This is a genomic window from Amycolatopsis sp. NPDC058340 (assembly GCF_042723975.1).
Classification (GTDB): domain Bacteria; phylum Actinomycetota; class Actinomycetes; order Mycobacteriales; family Pseudonocardiaceae; genus Amycolatopsis.
This window is the reverse complement of the sequence record NZ_JBHXIB010000002.1, coordinates 166861-182792: the sequence shown is the minus strand read 5'-3', so window position 1 is coordinate 182792 and position 15932 is coordinate 166861. Positions and strand designations below refer to the sequence as shown.

The window sequence follows — 15932 nt, the reverse complement described above, 5'->3', positions numbered from 1 at the left end:
CACCCCGAGTGAGGACTGCCGTGATCCTGCTTCTGTCCACTTCGGACACCGACCTGCTCAGCGCCCGTTCCAGCGAGGCCGAGTACCGGCTGGCCAACCCGGCCCGCCTCGACCTCGCCGAGCTGCCCGCCCTGCTCGACGGCGCCAAAATCGTCGTCGTCCGGATCCTCGGCTCCGAGCGCAGCTGGCAGGAGGGTCTCGACACGGTCCGCGCGAGCGGCGCGCACGTGGTGGTCCTCGGTGGCGAGCAGACGCCGGACGCGCAGCTCATGAAGCTGTCCACCGTCCCGGCGGGCACCGCGGCGGAGGCGCACGCGTACCTCGCGCAGGGCGGCCCGGCCAACCTCACCCAGCTGCACCGCTTCCTGAGCGACACGCTCCTTCTGACGGGTGACGGCTTCGAGCCGCCCGCCGTGCAGCCGCTGTGGGGTGTCCTGGAGCGCGAGCCGAAGAGCACCGAGGGCCCGGTCGTCGCGATCCTCTACTACCGGGCGCATCACCTGTCCGGGAACACCGAGTTCGTCCACGCGCTCTCCGACGCCGTCGAGGACGCCGGGGGCCGCGCGCTCCCGATCCACTGCGCCTCCCTGCGCACCCGTGAGCCGGAGATGATGGCCGAGCTGGCCAAGGCCGACGCGCTCCTGGTCACCGTGCTGGCCGCCGGCGGCACCCGGCCGTCCGAGGTCGGCGCGGGCGGCGACGACGAGGCGTGGGACGTCGCCGAGATGGCCGCGCTCGACATCCCGATCCTCCAGGCCCTGTGCCTGACCAGCGATCGCGGGACCTGGTCGGCCAACGACGACGGCCTCTCCCCGCTCGACGCGGGCAACCAGATGGCCGTCCCCGAATTCGACGGCCGCCTCATCACCGTGCCGTTCTCGTTCAAGGAGATCGACGACGACGGCCTCCCCAAGTACGTGCCGGACGCCGAACGCGCCTCGCGCGTGGCCAAGATCGCGCTCGCCCACGCCCGGCTGCGGCACACTCCCCCGCCGGAACGCCGGATCGCGCTCATGCTGTCCGCGTACCCGACGAAGCACTCCCGCGTCGGCAACGCCGTCGGCCTCGACACACCGGCGTCCGCGATCGAGCTGCTGCGCCGCATGCGCGACCAGGGTTACGACCTCGGCGAGGATCCGTTCCCCGGCGTCGAGCCCACCGGCACCGATCAGCCCGACGGTGACGCGCTGATCCACGCGCTCATCGCCGCGGGCGGCCAGGATCCGGAGTGGCTCACCGAGGAGCAGCTGTCCGGCAACCCGATCCGCGTGCCCGCCGACAAGTACCGCGAGTGGTTCGCCCAGCTGCCGGCGGAGCTGCGTGAGGGCATGGAAGAGCACTGGGGCCCCGCGCCCGGCGAGCTCTATGTGGACAACGGCGACATCGTCCTGGCGTCGCTGCAGTCCGGCAACGTGATCCTGATGATCCAGCCGCCGCGCGGATTCGGCGAGAATCCCGTCGCGATCTACCACAACCCGGACCTCCCGCCGAGCCACCACTACCTGGCCGCTTATCGCTGGCTTGAGGAGGAATTCGGCGCGCACGCGGTCGTCCACCTCGGCAAACACGGTTCGCTGGAATGGCTTCCCGGCAAGACCGCAGGTCTCTCGGACTCGTGCGCGCCGGACGCCGTCCTTGGCAATCTGCCGCTGATCTACCCGTTCCTGATCAACGACCCCGGCGAGGGCGCGCAGGCGAAACGGCGCGCGCACGCGACGATCGTCGACCACCTGATCCCGCCGATGGCGCGCGCCGAGAGCTACGGCGACATGGCCCGCCTGGAGCAACTGCTCGACGAACACGCCAACATCGCCGCGATGGACCCGGCGAAGCTGCCCGCGGTCCGCGCGCAGATCTGGACACTGATCCAGGCCGCGAAACTGGACCACGACCTCGGTGTCGAGGAACGCCCGCACGACGCGGAGTTCGACGACTTCCTGCTGCATATCGACGGCTGGCTGTGCGAGGTCAAGGACGCCCAGATCCGCGACGGCCTGCACATCCTCGGTGCCGCGCCGGTGGGCGAGGCGCGGATCAACCTCGTGCTCGCCATGCTGCGCGCCCAGCAGATGTGGGGCGGCAAACAGGGCGCGGTCCCCGGCCTGCGGTCCGCGTTGGGGCTCAAGGAGAACAGCGACGCACCACTGTCCGAAGTGGACGCCATCGAGCAGACCGCGCGGTCGCTCGTCGAGGCGATGGAGGCAAGGGACTGGTCCCCCGCCGCCGTCGCCGAAGTCGTCGCCGAGGTGCCGGAACACCAGGAGGTCGCCCGCGTGCTGACCTTCGCCGCCACCGAGATCGTGCCGCGGCTGGCAGGCACCGGCGCCGAGATCGACGCCGTGCTCCACGCGCTCGACGGCGGCTACATCCCGGCCGGGCCCAGCGGTTCTCCCCTGCGCGGCCTGATCAACGTGCTGCCGACCGGCCGCAACTTCTACACGGTCGACCCGAAGGCCATCCCGAGCCGTCTCGCCTGGGAGACCGGGCAGGCGCTCGCGGACTCGCTTCTCCGCCGCTACAAGGAGGACACGGGCGACTGGCCGCGTTCGGTCGGCCTCTCGGTCTGGGGCACGTCGGCGATGCGCACATCGGGCGACGACGCGGCGGAAGTCCTTGCCCTGCTGGGTGTCCAGCCGGTCTGGGACGAGGCGTCGCGGCGGGTCACCGGTATCGAGGCGATCCCGCTCGCCGAACTCGGCCGTCCGCGGATCGACGTCACCGTGCGGATCAGCGGGTTCTTCCGCGACGCCTTCCCGCATGTGATCACCCTGCTGGACGACGCCGTCCGCCTGGTGGCGAACCTCGACGAGCCGGACGAGCAGAACTTCGTGCGCGCCCACACCCGCGCGGATCTGGCCGCGCACGGCGACGAACGCCGGGCCACCACGAGGATCTTCGGTTCCAAGCCGGGCGCGTACGGCGCGGGCCTGCTGCCGCTGATGGATTCCGGGAACTGGCGCGACGACAAGGATCTCGCCGAGGTCTACGCGGTCTGGGGCGGGTTCGCCTACGGCCGCGACCTCGACGGCAGGCCGGCGCGCGAGGACATGGAGAACTCGTACAAGCGGATCGTGGTCGCGGCCAAGAACACCGACACCCGCGAGCACGACATCGCCGACTCCGACGACTACTTCCAGTACCACGGCGGGATGATCGCGACGGTCCGCGCGCTGACCGGGACCGCGCCCGCATCCTACGTCGGCGACAGCACCACCCCGGACGCCGTCCGCACCCGCACCCTCGGCGAGGAGACCGCCCGCGTCTTCCGGGCCCGCGTGGTCAACCCGCGCTGGCTCGCGGCGATGCGCAAGCACGGCTACAAGGGCGCCTTCGAGCTGGCGGCGACGGTCGACTACCTCTTCGGTTTCGACGCCACCGCGGGCGTGGTCGGCGACTGGATGTACGAGAAGCTCACCGAGTCCTACGTGCTCGACGAGGTCAACCAGGAGTTCCTGCGCCAGGCCAACCCGTGGGCGCTGCGCGGCATCATCGAGCGGCTGAACGAAGCCGCCGATCGGGGCCTGTGGGCGGAGCCGGACGCCGATCTTTTGGCTCAGCTGCGCGAGGTCTACTTATCGCTCGAGGGTGACCTCGAATCCTGACATCACCCCTTGGAGCAGGCCCGTGGCACTCCCGGCGGTACCACTGTCATATGCGCAGAACTTAGCGTGACAAGGGCGGTGGGACGTCAATGATCGGGAGGACAGCGATGATCAAGCGTCTGTTGAAGGTCGTGCTTCGCCACGGTTGCTGCTCGGCGTGCACCGGTCTGGGCTGCGGCTGCTGCGACGCCTGCAAGTAGAAGTTCAGCGGTGGACGCCCGGGATATGGGTGTTCGCGCGGCGGACGTCGGCGGCGAGGGCGGGTACCTCGATCACCCGGCGTCCGGCCGCCTCCAGTGTCTCGGCGCCGACGCAGTCGACGAACACCGACGGCTCGCGCCAGGCGAAAACGACGCGCGGGATGCCGGCGTCGAGGATGAGCTGGGTGCAGCTTCGCGGATGTGACGTCCGCGAGCTGCACGGCTCCAGTGACGTGTACATCGTCGCCTCCGCCAGCCTCGGATCCCCGGGTTCGAGCTTGGCCAGGGCGGCTTCTTCGGCATGGTTGGCGGGATCGCCGTCGCCCGAGAATCCGGTGGAGATCACTTCGCCGTCGGCGGCGGCGATGACCGCTCCGACGCGGAACGTACGCGGCGGGCAGTTCTCCGCCAGCGCGATGGCTTCGCGCAGCCGCCGAATGTCCAGATCGGACGGTTCCGGCGTCGCGTGGTACTCCAGGACGGCGATGTCGCCCAGCCTCGTGCTTTCGACCAGGGTCAGCCCGCGCGGGAACGCGCCTGGCCCGACGAAGCGCGGCGCGCGCGGATCGCCGACGAAGAACGGCGCGATGGCCAGGTGGAGTTCGTCGACCAGGCCTTCGGTGAGGAACTGGGTGTGGATCGCGCCGCCGCCTTCGACCATCAGCCGCCGGATGCCCCGCGCGTGCAGATCGGCCAGCACTTCGCTTAGGCCGGACAGTTCGACGACGGTCGCCTTCACACCCGTGACGACGCCGGGCGGCGCGTAGACGAGCTTCTCCGTGTCACCGGCGGTGAAGAACCGCGCCGCCGGATCGAGTGACCCGCTCCGCGTGAGGGTGACCTTGACCGGCTGCCCCGGACGACCGGCCGCGACCCGGTCCGCGACCAGCTCCGGCGAACGGACCAGCAACCGCGGATCGTCCGCGCGCACCGTGTTCGCGCCGACGAGGATCGCGTCCGACGCGGCCCGCAGACCGTCCACCCTGGCCCAGTCCTCGTCGTTGGACAGCACCAGCCGGGTGTCGGTCGCGTCGTCGAGGTAGCCGTCGAGCGAGACCGCGGCGGACAGCAGGACATGGGGGCGTTCGATCACGCCAGCCAGTATGCCCCCGCCGGTCGCGGGTCGCCGAGGCCGCACGGTGGGGCTTGTGGCAGGTTCTTCGTTGCCGGAAATCGGCGGCTGGGATCCGCGCGTCCCGGTGTCGCGTCGGAGTCGGCGTGCCGGTGCCGGATTTCGGCAACGGTTGGCTGCGGGGAGCGGGCCGATGTCTGGTGATCGGGGCGGCACCTGGGGTGTTGCCGGAATTCGGCGACAGCCGCCCGCGGGTCCCAGGAACGTCCCGAAGCCGCGTGGCCGAGACCGACACCTGGGCTGTCGCCGGAATTCGGCGACGGTTGCCTATGGGTCCCGGGGAACGACCCGATGTCAGGTGATCGGGGGTGACACCCGTGCTGTTGCCGGAATTCGGCGACAGCCACCCGCGGGTCCCGGGAACGTCCCGAAGCCACGTGACCAAGACCGACACCCGTGCCCATCGCCGAAATCCGGCAACCACCAGCCACGGAGCACCACCGGCAGCGCAACCGTGAACACACTGGCGACCATTACCGGAATCCGGCAATGCAAGGGCAGCGTTCAAGAAACCTTTCTGTACTGCTGACCACTGCCAGGCGCCAAGCACACGGCCGCCATTACCGAATATCGACGACCAGCTTCGCGCAGCTGTCAGGCCGGGACCGGCACCCTCCCGCGGCCGGTCCTACCGACTTCGACCTGGCTCGCGAAAACCGCAGACCATTCCTGACCTTCACTCCCCGCGAAAATCGATGGCCACGCGGCAACCCGCGGGCTACCCTGTCGCGGTGATCTTCTGAGACGAACCTGCGCCCTCATCCGCCTCCTTCGCAGGGAGTCTCATGTCTTCTTCCTTGACGCTTTCCGACGTCACCTTCACCTGGCCGGACGGCGCTCCGGTGTTCGAGCGCCTCTCGCTCACCCTCGGCACCGGCCGCACCGGCCTGGTCGGCACCAACGGATCCGGTAAGTCCACGCTGCTCAGGCTGCTCGCCGGCGAACTGCGGCCCACCACGGGCTCCATCACCGCACCGGGTGAGCTCGGCTACCTGCCGCAGAACCTCGTCCTCGACACCGGCCGCCGGGTCGACGACGTGCTCGGTGTCACCGCGATCCGCGCGGCCATCAAGGCCGTCGAGGACGGTTCCGCCGCCGAAGAGCACTTCGCCGTCATCGGCGACAACTGGGACGTCGAGGAGCGCATCCGCGCGATCCTCGACCGGCTCGGCCTGGGCGCCGTCCGCCTGGATCAGCGGGCGGGCGAGCTGTCCGGTGGCGAGCTCACGCTGCTCGGGCTGGCCGCCCTGCTGCTGCGCCGTCCCGCCGCGTTGCTGCTCGACGAACCGACGAACAACCTCGACCTGCGGGCCCGCGAACTCGTGCACCGCGAGGTTGCGGGCTGGGGCGGGATCCTCGTTGTCGTCTCGCACGATCGCGAACTGCTCGGGCTGGTCGACCGGATCGCCGAGGTCCGCGACCACGAGGTGACCCTCTACGGCGGGAACCTCGCGGACTACGAACACGCCGTCGACGTCGCGCAGGAGGCAGCGCGGCGGCATGTGCGCGCGGCGGAGTCGGACGTCAAACGGCAGAAACGGGAGCTGGTCGAGGCCGGGATCAAACTCGCCCGGCGGGCCCGCTACGGCCAGAAGATGTGGGACACCAAACGCGAGCCCAAGGGACGCATGCGCAAACGCCAGGAGGACGCGCAGATCGCCGCGGGCAAGTACCGGAACCTGCACACCGACCGGCTGGAAGGTGCCGTCGAGGCGTTGAAGGCCGCCGAGGAACTGGTACGGGAGGACGCCGAGATCCGCGTCGAGCTGCCGGAAACGACGGTCCCGCGCGGGACGGACGTGCTGCGGATCGACGCCGTGCCCCGGTTCGGCCCGGCGGTGGATCTGCATGTCATGGGCCCCGAGCGGATCGCGCTCGTCGGCCCGAACGGTTCGGGGAAGACCACCCTGTTGCGGACGATCACCGGTGAACTGCCGCCGAAATCGGGCGAGGTGGGGCTGTTCGTCCCCGCGAGGCTGCTCCCCCAGCGGATCGACGTGCTGGACGACGTCTTGTCCATTGTGGACAACGTGCGGCTCGTGGCGCCGTCGCTCACGGACAACGAGATCCGCGCGAGGCTGGCCCGGTTCCTGTTCCGGGGCAAGACGGCCGACCGCGAAGTGGCGTCGCTGTCCGGCGGGGAACGGTTCCGGGCTGCGCTGGCGACGTTGCTGCTGACCGAGCCCGCGCCGCGGCTCCTGCTGCTCGACGAGCCGACGAACAACCTCGACCTGGCGAGTGTCCGCCGGCTCACCGAGGCGTTGCTGGCCTACCGGGGCACGCTCATCGTGGCGAGCCACGACCGCCCGTTCCTCGCCGACATCGGCATCACGCGACGGCTGGAGCTGTAGGGCCTCGTGAGTGGCAAGGACGGTTCTAACCGTCCTTGCCACTCACGAGGCTTTAGGCGTCGAAGTCCACGGTGACGGAGTCGGAGAGGGGCACCGACTGGCAGGTGAGGACGAAACCGGCGTCGACTTCGGCCTTTTCGAGCGCGAAGTTGCGTCGCATGTCCACCTTGCCGTCGCAGATCTTCGCCCGGCAGGTGCCGCATACGCCGCCCTTGCAGGCGAACGGCAGATCCGGGCGGAACTTCTGCGCGCCGTCGAGCACCGAGGTGCCGCGCGGCAGCGTCATCGTCGTCGACCGGCCGTCGAGCACCAGCGTGACCTCGCTGGACGCGCCCACGACGGCCGGGTCGACGTGGTGCACCGGCTCCGGCGGAGTGTCCACATAGAACAGTTCCTGGTGGACACGCTCGTCGGGAACGTCCAAGGACCGCAACAGTTCCTGCGCGCAGGTAACCATCTCGAACGGCCCGCACAGCCACCAGTGCGCGACATCCTCGACCGGGATCAGCACGGCGCACAGCCGCCGCAGCTTCTCCACGTCGAGCCGCCCGGTGAACAGTTCGGCCTCACGCGGCTCGCGGGAAAGCACGTGGACGAGTTCGAGCCGCGCGGGATGACGGTCCTTCAGATCCGCGAGGTCGTCGGCGAACATGACGGTGTCCGTACGACGGTTGCCGTAGAGCACGGTCACCGTCGCGTCGGAGTCGCTGAGCAGCGAAGACGCGATCGACAGCACCGGCGTGATCCCGGATCCGGCCGCGATCAGCACGTGATGCCCGGCGGCTTCCAGATCGGGGCTGAAGTTGCCGGCGGGCGGCGCGACCTCGATCTCGTCGCCGGGTTTCACGTCGCGCACCAGCCACGACGAGAACAGCCCACCCGGCACCTCGCGGACGCCGACCCTCGGCGCCGCACCCGCGGGCGCGCAGATCGAGTACGACCGGCGCTCGTCGCGGCCGTCGATCTCGCGGCGCAACGTCAGCGACTGGCCCGGTTTGAAGCGGAAGGTCTCCGCGAGGTCTTCGGGCACGTCGAAGGTCACCGCGACGGCGTCGTCGCACAAGCGCTGGACGTCCGCCACCTTCAGGGTGTGGAAGCCCGTGCGGCGCAGGGTTGCGGTCACGCTAGATCTCCTTGACGTGTTCGAACGGTTCGAGGCAGAACCGGCAGCGGCGCAAGGCCTTGCACGCCGTCGCGCTGAACCTGGACTGTTCCTCGGTGTCCGCGGAACCGCAGTTCGGGCAGCGGACCGACGACACCGGCGGGCTCAGCGTGAGCGGGATCGGCCCGGTCCGCCGCGGCGCGGCCCCCGGCGGCGCGATCCCGGCCTCGGCCAGTTTCCGTTTGCCGTCCTCGGTGATCCAGTCGGTGGACCAAGCGGGCTGGAGCACTGTGCGGACTTCGACCTCGCCGTAGCCCGCGCCGGTCAGCGCGTGCACGAGGTCGTCGCGCATGGTGTCCATCGCCGGGCAGCCGGTGTAGGTCGGGGTGATCGCGACGACCACCCGGCCGTCCTTTTCGGACACTTCACGCAGCACGCCGAGATCCGCGAGCGTCAACATCGGGAGCTCCGGGTCGGTGACCGTGGCCGCCACGGCGTACGCGGTCACCATGTCGCGTCCGGATGTTCCCTGGCGACACTCTGCAAGGTCGCCAGCAGGTAGCCCATCCGCTCGGTGTGCACGCCGTCGCGGCCCATCCGGCCGGAAACCCCGGCGATGGCACCGATTTCGGGGCGCTTCAGCGTCGCGACGGCCAGCACCTGGTCCAGGATCGCGTCGAACTCCGGCCGCAACGACGGCGACTCGACGAACTCGACCTCGTGCGCCGCGAAAAGCTCGTCCACGTACGGCCAGACCGCGTCCAGGCCTTCCTGCATCCGCGCGTGGGACAGCTCCGTGCCGTCGCCGAGGCGCACAGCCCACTGGGCGGCGTAGTCGCGGTGGTACGCGACCTCCTTGACCCCCTTGTCCGCGATGGCCGCCAGCACCGGGTCCACGCTCGTCTGCAAGCGCTGCAACAAAGCGAGCCGCCAGATCGAGAACACCAGCAGCCGCGCGATCAGATGCCCGAAGTGCCCGCCTTCGAGTTCGGCGAGGCGGACGTTGCGGTACTCCTGCTCGCTCCGGAAGAAGGCGTACGAATCCTCCGAACGGCCGCTGCCGTCGGCCTTGCCCGCGCGGGCCAGCAGCAGCCGGGCCTGCCCGAGCAGGTCGAGCGCGATATTGGCGATCGCGACCTCGTCCTCGAGTTCGGGCGCGTTCGTGCACCACTCCTGCAGCCGGTGCGAGAAGATCAGCGCGTCGTCGCCGAGCATCAGGCAGTAGGCCGCCAGCCGGGAACCGTCCACACCGGACGGAACCGTGGTGTCCACACCGGACAGCGGATCCTCGAACCCGGTGCCGAAGGCCCAGCGGGAGTCGTTCTCCTCGGTGATCGCCTCGTAGGCGTTGTCGAAGCTCATGTCAGATGTGGGGAACGTTGTCGGGGATGTCGTAGAACGTCGGGTGCCGGTACACCTTGTCGCCACTGGGCGCGAAGAACGGGTCCTTCTCGTCCGGCGAGGACGCCGTGATGTCCGAGGCTTTCACGACCCAGATCGACACGCCCTCGTTGCGGCGGGTGTACAGATCCCGCGCGTGGTGCAACGCCATGTCGTCGTCCGCCGCGTGCAGCGAACCCACGTGCACGTGGTTCAGCCCGCGCTTGCCCCGGACGAACACCTCGTACAACGGCCAGTCGTGTTTCATCACGAACCCTTCTTCGCTGCGTGCGCCGAGGCGGCTTCCCGCACCCACGCGCCGTCTTCCTGAGCCCGCCGCCGGTGCGCGATGCGCTGGGCGTTGCAGGGGCCGTTGCCCTTCAACACGTTCTTGAACTCGTCCCAGTCGACGGCGCCGAAGTCGTAGTGCCCGCGTTCGGCGTTCCACTTCAGCTCCGGATCCGGGAAGGTGACACCCAGCGCCTCGGCCTGCGGGATGGACATGTCGACAAAGCGCTGGCGCAGTTCGTCGTTGGTGTGCCGCTTGACCTTCCACGCCATCGACTGCGCGGTGTTCGGCGAATCCGCGTCCGGCGGGCCGAACATCATCAGCGACGGCCACCACCAGCGGTTCACCGCCTCCTGCACCATTTCACGCTGTTTCTCGGTGCCGCGCATCATGGTCATCAGCAGTTCGTAGCCCTGCCGCTGATGGAAGGACTCCTCCTTGCAGATGCGGATCATGGCGCGCGCGTACGGCCCGTACGAGCTGCGGCACAACGGGACCTGGTTGCAGATCGCCGCGCCGTCCACCAGCCAGCCGATCACGCCGACGTCGGCGAAGGTCAGCGTCGGGTAGTTGAAGATCGACGAGTACTTCTGCTTGCCGTTGATCAGTTTGTCGGTCAGATCCGCGCGATCGGCGCCGAGCGTGGCGGCCGCGGAGTACAGGTACAGCCCGTGCCCGGCCTCGTCCTGCACCTTCGCGAGCAGGATCGCCTTGCGCCGCAAGGAAGGCGCACGGGTGATCCAGTTGCCCTCCGGCTGCATGCCGATGATCTCCGAATGCGCGTGCTGCGCGATCTGGCGGATCATCGTCTTGCGGTAGCCCTCGGGCACCCAGTCGCGCGGTTCGATGCGCTGGTCGCGCTCGATGGTGGCCTCGAAATGCCGTTCGAGGTCTTCCTCGGGCAATGTCGCGGTCATGACTGCTCCTTCGCCACCAGGGTCAGCACGTCGTACTTGGCGACCGAGTCGCCGTCGGCGTTGGTGACGTCGGCGTCCCAGCGGACCTCGCCGTACTCCTGGTCGATACGCGGGGTGATCTGCTTGGCGGTCAAGGTCACGGTCAGCGAGTCGCCGACCTTGACCGGGGTGAGGAACCGCAGGTTCTCCAGGCCGTAGTTGGCCAGTACCGGGCCGGGCTCCGGCGAGACGAACAGACCGGCGGCGAACGAGACCACGAGGTACCCGTGCGCCACGATCCCGCCGAACAGCGGGTTCGCCGCCGCGGCCTCGGGATCGGTGTGGGCGTAGAAAGTGTCGCCGGTGAACTCGGCGAAGTGGTCGACGTCCTCCTGGGTGACGGTGCGCGGGCCTGCGACCACGGAGTCGCCGATCTTCAGCTCCGCCAAGGACTTCCGGAACGGGTGGACGTCACCCTCGGTGCGCGGCGCCCCCGCGACCCAACGGCCGGTGACCGTGCTCAGCACCGCGGGAGAACCCTGGACCGCCGTGCGCTGCATATGGTGCAGCACGCCGCGGACACCGCCCATCTCCTCGCCGCCGCCGGCGCGGCCGGGCCCGCCGTGCACCAGCTGCGGCATCGGCGAACCATGACCGGTGGACTCCTTGGCGTCTTCGGCGTCGAGCACCAGCAGGCGGCCGTGGTACGGCGCGACCCCGAGGACGACCTCGCGCACGAACTCCTGGTCCGCCGAGACGACGGAACCCACGAGGCTGCCGCCGCCGCGAGCGGCGAGCTCGATGACCTGTTCGGTGGACGTGTACGGCAGCAGTGTCGACACCGGGCCGAACGCCTCGACCTCGTGCGGCTCGGAGCGCTCCGGGTCGGCCTTCAGCAGGACGGGTGAGATGAACGCGCCGCGTTCGGCGTCCGCGCCGACGACCTCGACCTGCTCCGGGTCGCCGAAGACGACCGTGCCGACGTCCAGCAGCGCCTTGAGCGACCGCCGGACCTCCTCACGCTGCTCCAGGCTGGCCAGGGCGCCCATGCGGACACCTTCGGCGGTGGGATTGCCGACGGTGGTCTTCGCCAGCCGCGCGCTCGCGGCCTCGGCGACGTCGTCCACCAGGTCGGCGGGCACGAAGGCGCGGCGGATGGCGGTGCACTTCTGCCCCGCCTTGACCGTCATCTCGGTGGTCAGCTGCTTGACGAAGAGATCGAATTCGGTGGTGCCGGGTTTGGCGTCCGGGCCGAGGATCGAGAGGTTCAGCGAGTCGGCCTCGGCGTTGAACCGGACGGAGTTGCGCACGATCGCCGGGTGCGCGCGCAGCTTCTGCGCCGTCGACGCCGAACCGGTGAAGGAGACGAGGTCCTGCGCGGTGACGTGGTCGAGCAGGTCGCCGACGCTGCCCGCGACGAACTGGAGCGTGCCCTCGGGCAGGATGCCGGACTCGATGATGATCTCGACCAGGCGCGCGGTGAGATACGCGGTCTGGCTGGCGGGCTTGATCAGGCTCGGCACCCCGGCGAGGAACGCGGGCGCGAACTTCTCCAGCGGGCCCCAGACGGGGAAGTTGAACGCGTTGATCTGGACGGCGACCCCGCGCAGCGGGACGGCGATGTGCTGGGCGACGAAGGTGCCGCCCTTGCTCAGCGGCTCGACGTTGCCGTCGACGTAGACGGTGTCGTTCGGCAATTCGCGCTTGCCCTTGCTGGAGTAGGCGAACAGCACGCCGATGCCGCCGTCGATGTCGACCATCGAGTCGCCCTTGGTCGCGCCGGTGCGCGCCGAGAGCGCGTACAGCTCCTCGCGGTGTTCGCGCAGGTGGGAGGCCAGGGCCTTCAGCAGCGCGGCGCGCTGGTGGAAGGTCAGCTCGCGCAGCGCGGGGCCGCCGACGCGGCGGCCGTAGTCCAGCGCGGCGGCGAAGTCGATGCCCTCGGAGGAGACCCGGGCGACCTCTTCGCCGGTGGAGGCGTCGTGCAGCGGTACGCCGTCGTTTTCCGCCGTGTGCCATCCGCCGGAGACGTAGCTGCGCAGCAATGCCATGGGGCGACCCTTCATGGTGGATTAACAGACCGTCCGTTCAGTAATTCACTGTAGCTCGTGACCCGGGTCTTGCAAACCCCCCGATGGCGGTGGACCCTTGACATCTGCCCGAAAGCGCGCCTTTACTTGCGACACCCCTCACCAACCGTCCATTCGGTCAGTAACTAGGTGGTCAGGCTTGACTAGCAACGCCGCGCACACGATGTTCGCCGACGACCAGGCGTCGAAGGCGCTGGGCATCGAGCTGATCGAGGCCGCCGAAGGGCACGCCGTCGCCACCATGCGGATCACCGAGACGATGGTCAACGGCCACGACATCGCCCACGGCGGTTACGTCTTCCTGCTGGCCGACACGACGTTCGCCTGCGCCTGCAACAGCCATGGGCCGGTGACGGTCGCATCCGGCGCGGAGATCTCCTTCGTCGCGGCCGGCAAACTCGGCGACCACCTCATCGCCACCGCCACCGAGCGGACCCGCTACGGCCGCAACGGCATCTACGACGTCACCGTGCACCGGGAGACCCCCGACGGGCCGGAGGTCGTCGCCGAATTCCGCGGCCGCAGCCGCACCATCCAGAAAGCATCACGATGAACGCCTTCAGCGACGACGCCGAGAACCTGACCATCGACGAGCTCCAGGCGCTGCAACTGAAACGCCTCCAGTGGACGCTGCGGCACGCGTACGACAACGTGCCGTTCTACACCCGGAAGTTCGACGAAGCCGGCGTTCACCCGGACGACTGCAAGGCGCTGGAAGATCTGGCGAAGTTCCCCTTCACCACCAAGCAGGACCTGCGCGACAACTACCCGTTCGGCATGTTCGCCGTGCCGGAAGCGCAGGTGAGCCGCATCCACGCGTCCAGCGGGACCACCGGGAAACCGACCGTCGTCGGCTACACGTCCGAAGACATCGACACCTGGGCGACGGTGATGGCGCGCTCGATCCGCGCCGCGGGCGGGCGGCCGGGCGACAAGGTCCACGTCGCCTACGGATACGGCCTGTTCACCGGCGGGCTCGGCGCGCACTACGGCGCCGAAAAGCTCGGCTGCACGGTGATCCCGGCGTCCGGCGGGATGACCGCGCGGCAGGTGCAGATCATCACCGACTTCAAACCCGAGATCATCATGGTCACCCCGTCGTACATGCTGACACTGCTCGACGAGTTCGAGCGACAGGGCATCGACCCGCAGACGAGTTCGCTCAAGGTCGGCATCTTCGGCGCCGAGCCGTGGACCGAGCAGATGCGCGCGGAGATCGAGGAACGCGTCGGCATCGACGCGGTCGACATCTACGGCCTGTCCGAGGTGATGGGCCCCGGCGTCGCGCAGGAATGCGTGGAGACCAAGGACGGCCTGCACATCTGGGAGGACCACTTCTTCCCCGAGGTGATCGACCCGTTCACCGAGAAGCCCACCGACGCCGAGGGTGAGCTGCTGTTCACCTCGCTCACCAAACAGGCGCTGCCGATCATCCGGTACCGCACGCGCGACCTGACCCGGCTGCTGCCGGGCACCGCGCGGCCGGCGTACCGGCGGATGGAGAAGGTGACCGGGCGCAGCGATGACATGATCATCCTGCGTGGCGTCAACGTCTTCCCCACGCAGATCGAGGAAGTCGTGCTGGTGACCCCCGCGCTCACACCGCATTTCCAGCTGATCCGGTCCACGAAGGGCCGGATGGACCATCTGACCGTCCGCGTCGAAGCGCGTCCGGACGCGACCGCCGAGCAGCGCGCCGAGGCCGCCGCCCGGCTGATCGCCGGGGTGAAGGACGGGGTCGGCGTGAGCGTCGGCGTCGAGGTCGTCGACCCGGACACGCTGGAACGGTCGCTGGGCAAGATGCGCCGTGTCCTCGACGAACGGGACCGCGCTTGAGCACCCCCGCCCGCCGGGGGCGCCCCGGTTACGACCTCGAATCGCTGCTGCAGGTCGCGGTCAAACTGTTCAACGAACGCGGCTACGACGGCACCAGCATGGAGGACCTCTCCCGCAAGCTCGGCATCACGAAATCCGCGATCTACCACCATGTGCCGAGCAAGGAGGAGCTGCTGCGGCTCGCCGTCGACCGCGCGCTGAACGGCCTGTTCGCCGTCGCCGCCGAGACGGAATCCTTCGAGGGCAAGGCGATCGAGAAGCTGGAGCATCTGGTGCGGGGCAGTGTCCTGGTGCTGGTCGACCAGCTGCCGTTCGTGACCCTGCTGCTGCGGGTGCGCGGCAACACCAAAATCGAACGGGCGGCGCTCGCGCGGCGGCGCGAATTCGACCGGCTCGTCACGGAACTGGTGAAACAGGCCGAAACCGAGGGCGACGTGCGGCCGGACATCGATCCCGCGGTCACCGCGCGCCTGCTGTACGGCATGGTGAACTCGCTGATCGAGTGGTACCGGCCGCGCCGTGGTTCGGCCGGGACCGAACTGGCGGACGCGGTCTGCAAGATCGCCTTCGACGGCCTGCGGACCCAGTAGCCGTAACTCGCGTGTCTGGAGGCGTGACTCGCGTGATTGAAGCCGTTACGGCTCTGATCACGCGAGTTACGGCTACTCCCCCGCGGCCTTGGGCGGCCGCCGCGCCTGCCAGACCAGCGCGTCGCGCAACTGCTGGATGAGCTGTTCGTCGTCGGCCTCCGACGGATCCACCCCGAGCGGGATCCAGCGTTCGCAGACCTCGGCGCCGTTCTCGAAACTCGTGATCACGATCCCCGCGTAGGAGACGGATTCCTCCCCGGTGTCACCTTGGATCCGGACGTCACGATGCTGCAGCCGCACACTGACCCACCGCCCGGTGCGGCGAACCGGATCGCGCTCAGCACTGGCCATTCGTCCCTACCCATGACGTCCGGTCCCCCCGCCCCGAACGTCGCCGGGCGGGCCCCAGGGGTTACCGGCGGGTTGTTCCGAATGAGTAACGGCAGGCGGTCACGTGAAACGGTTAC

General features: G+C 69.2%; 13 protein-coding genes. 5 read left to right on the top strand and 8 right to left on the bottom strand.

Annotated features, from left to right (window positions below; all coding sequences use genetic code 11):
- Positions 1-20 precede the first annotated feature (20 nt).
- Positions 21-3602: a cobaltochelatase subunit CobN gene (gene cobN, locus ACFWIW_RS04245; RefSeq protein ID WP_378367061.1), complete on the top strand. Its 3582-nt coding sequence runs from the start codon at positions 21-23 to the stop codon at positions 3600-3602.
- Between the two features lie 204 nt (positions 3603-3806).
- On the opposite strand, the gene ACFWIW_RS04240 is transcribed toward cobN, so the two are convergent.
- A complete protein-coding gene (locus tag ACFWIW_RS04240) occupies positions 3807-4895 on the bottom strand; it encodes a dihydrofolate reductase family protein (RefSeq protein ID WP_378367060.1) in 1089 nt (362 codons plus the stop codon).
- 824 nt (positions 4896-5719) lie between these two features.
- On the opposite strand from ACFWIW_RS04240, the gene ACFWIW_RS04235 reads away from it, so the two are divergent.
- On the top strand, positions 5720-7285 hold the full coding sequence (locus ACFWIW_RS04235) for an ABC-F family ATP-binding cassette domain-containing protein (RefSeq protein ID WP_378367059.1): 1566 nt from the start codon (positions 5720-5722) through the stop codon (positions 7283-7285).
- Between the two features lie 52 nt (positions 7286-7337).
- Here ACFWIW_RS04235 and paaE read toward each other — a convergent pair whose 3' ends face one another.
- Genes paaE through paaZ form a run of 6 tightly spaced genes read right to left on the bottom strand, consistent with a single transcriptional unit; the run spans position 7338 to position 13000 of the window.
- Entirely contained in the window at positions 7338-8408 is a 1071-nt protein-coding gene (gene paaE, locus ACFWIW_RS04230) for a 1,2-phenylacetyl-CoA epoxidase subunit PaaE (protein ID WP_378367058.1), read from the bottom strand.
- Position 8409: 1 nt separating this feature from the next.
- A complete protein-coding gene (gene paaD, locus ACFWIW_RS04225; RefSeq protein ID WP_378367057.1) occupies positions 8410-8898 on the bottom strand; it encodes a 1,2-phenylacetyl-CoA epoxidase subunit PaaD in 489 nt (162 codons plus the stop codon).
- Positions 8892-9749, bottom strand: a complete 858-nt coding sequence (gene paaC / locus ACFWIW_RS04220; protein WP_378367056.1) for a 1,2-phenylacetyl-CoA epoxidase subunit PaaC — start codon at positions 9747-9749, stop codon at positions 8892-8894. The genes paaD and paaC overlap by 7 nt, the downstream gene beginning before the upstream one ends.
- Before the next feature lies 1 nt (position 9750).
- A complete protein-coding gene (gene paaB, locus ACFWIW_RS04215) occupies positions 9751-10035 on the bottom strand; it encodes a 1,2-phenylacetyl-CoA epoxidase subunit PaaB (protein WP_240594878.1) in 285 nt (94 codons plus the stop codon).
- Positions 10035-10973: a 1,2-phenylacetyl-CoA epoxidase subunit PaaA gene (gene paaA / locus ACFWIW_RS04210; RefSeq protein WP_378367055.1), complete on the bottom strand. Its 939-nt coding sequence runs from the start codon at positions 10971-10973 to the stop codon at positions 10035-10037. Before paaA ends, paaB begins: the two co-directional genes overlap by 1 nt.
- Positions 10970-13000: a phenylacetic acid degradation bifunctional protein PaaZ gene (gene paaZ, locus ACFWIW_RS04205; RefSeq protein WP_378367054.1), complete on the bottom strand. Its 2031-nt coding sequence runs from the start codon at positions 12998-13000 to the stop codon at positions 10970-10972. The genes paaA and paaZ overlap by 4 nt, the downstream gene beginning before the upstream one ends.
- A gap of 202 nt (positions 13001-13202) precedes the next feature.
- Between paaZ and paaI the strand changes: the two genes are divergently transcribed.
- The 3 genes from paaI to ACFWIW_RS04190 are packed head-to-tail and all read left to right on the top strand — an operon-like array spanning position 13203 to position 15465.
- Complete coding sequence (gene paaI, locus ACFWIW_RS04200) at positions 13203-13592, top strand: hydroxyphenylacetyl-CoA thioesterase PaaI (protein ID WP_240601476.1); 390 nt, start codon at positions 13203-13205, stop codon at positions 13590-13592.
- Entirely contained in the window at positions 13589-14875 is a 1287-nt protein-coding gene (paaK, locus tag ACFWIW_RS04195; RefSeq protein WP_378367053.1) for a phenylacetate--CoA ligase PaaK, read from the top strand. Before paaI ends, paaK begins: the two co-directional genes overlap by 4 nt.
- Positions 14872-15465, top strand: a complete 594-nt coding sequence (locus ACFWIW_RS04190) for a TetR/AcrR family transcriptional regulator (protein ID WP_034323145.1) — start codon at positions 14872-14874, stop codon at positions 15463-15465. The genes paaK and ACFWIW_RS04190 overlap by 4 nt, the downstream gene beginning before the upstream one ends.
- Positions 15466-15537: 72 nt before the next feature.
- Here ACFWIW_RS04190 and ACFWIW_RS04185 read toward each other — a convergent pair whose 3' ends face one another.
- On the bottom strand, positions 15538-15816 hold the full coding sequence (locus tag ACFWIW_RS04185; protein WP_378367052.1) for a hypothetical protein: 279 nt from the start codon (positions 15814-15816) through the stop codon (positions 15538-15540).
- Between the last annotated feature and the right edge of the window lie 116 nt (positions 15817-15932).

What these genes read in the sequence shown, in the direction of transcription:
- paaA (WP_378367055.1), bottom strand. Translation starts at nt 10,973, where the DNA reads ATGACCGCGACATTGCCCGAGGAAGACCTCGAACGGCATTTCGAGGCC.
- paaD (WP_378367057.1), bottom strand. Translation starts at nt 8,898, where the DNA reads ATGGTGACCGCGTACGCCGTGGCGGCCACGGTCACCGACCCGGAGCTC.
- ACFWIW_RS04185 (WP_378367052.1), bottom strand. Translation starts at nt 15,816, where the DNA reads ATGGCCAGTGCTGAGCGCGATCCGGTTCGCCGCACCGGGCGGTGGGTC.
- paaI (WP_240601476.1), top strand. Translation starts at nt 13,203, where the DNA reads ATGTTCGCCGACGACCAGGCGTCGAAGGCGCTGGGCATCGAGCTGATC.
- paaK (WP_378367053.1), top strand. Translation starts at nt 13,589, where the DNA reads ATGAACGCCTTCAGCGACGACGCCGAGAACCTGACCATCGACGAGCTC.
- ACFWIW_RS04235 (WP_378367059.1), top strand. Translation starts at nt 5,720, where the DNA reads ATGTCTTCTTCCTTGACGCTTTCCGACGTCACCTTCACCTGGCCGGAC.
- paaC (WP_378367056.1), bottom strand. Translation starts at nt 9,749, where the DNA reads ATGAGCTTCGACAACGCCTACGAGGCGATCACCGAGGAGAACGACTCC.
- paaZ (WP_378367054.1), bottom strand. Translation starts at nt 13,000, where the DNA reads ATGGCATTGCTGCGCAGCTACGTCTCCGGCGGATGGCACACGGCGGAA.
- paaB (WP_240594878.1), bottom strand. Translation starts at nt 10,035, where the DNA reads ATGAAACACGACTGGCCGTTGTACGAGGTGTTCGTCCGGGGCAAGCGC.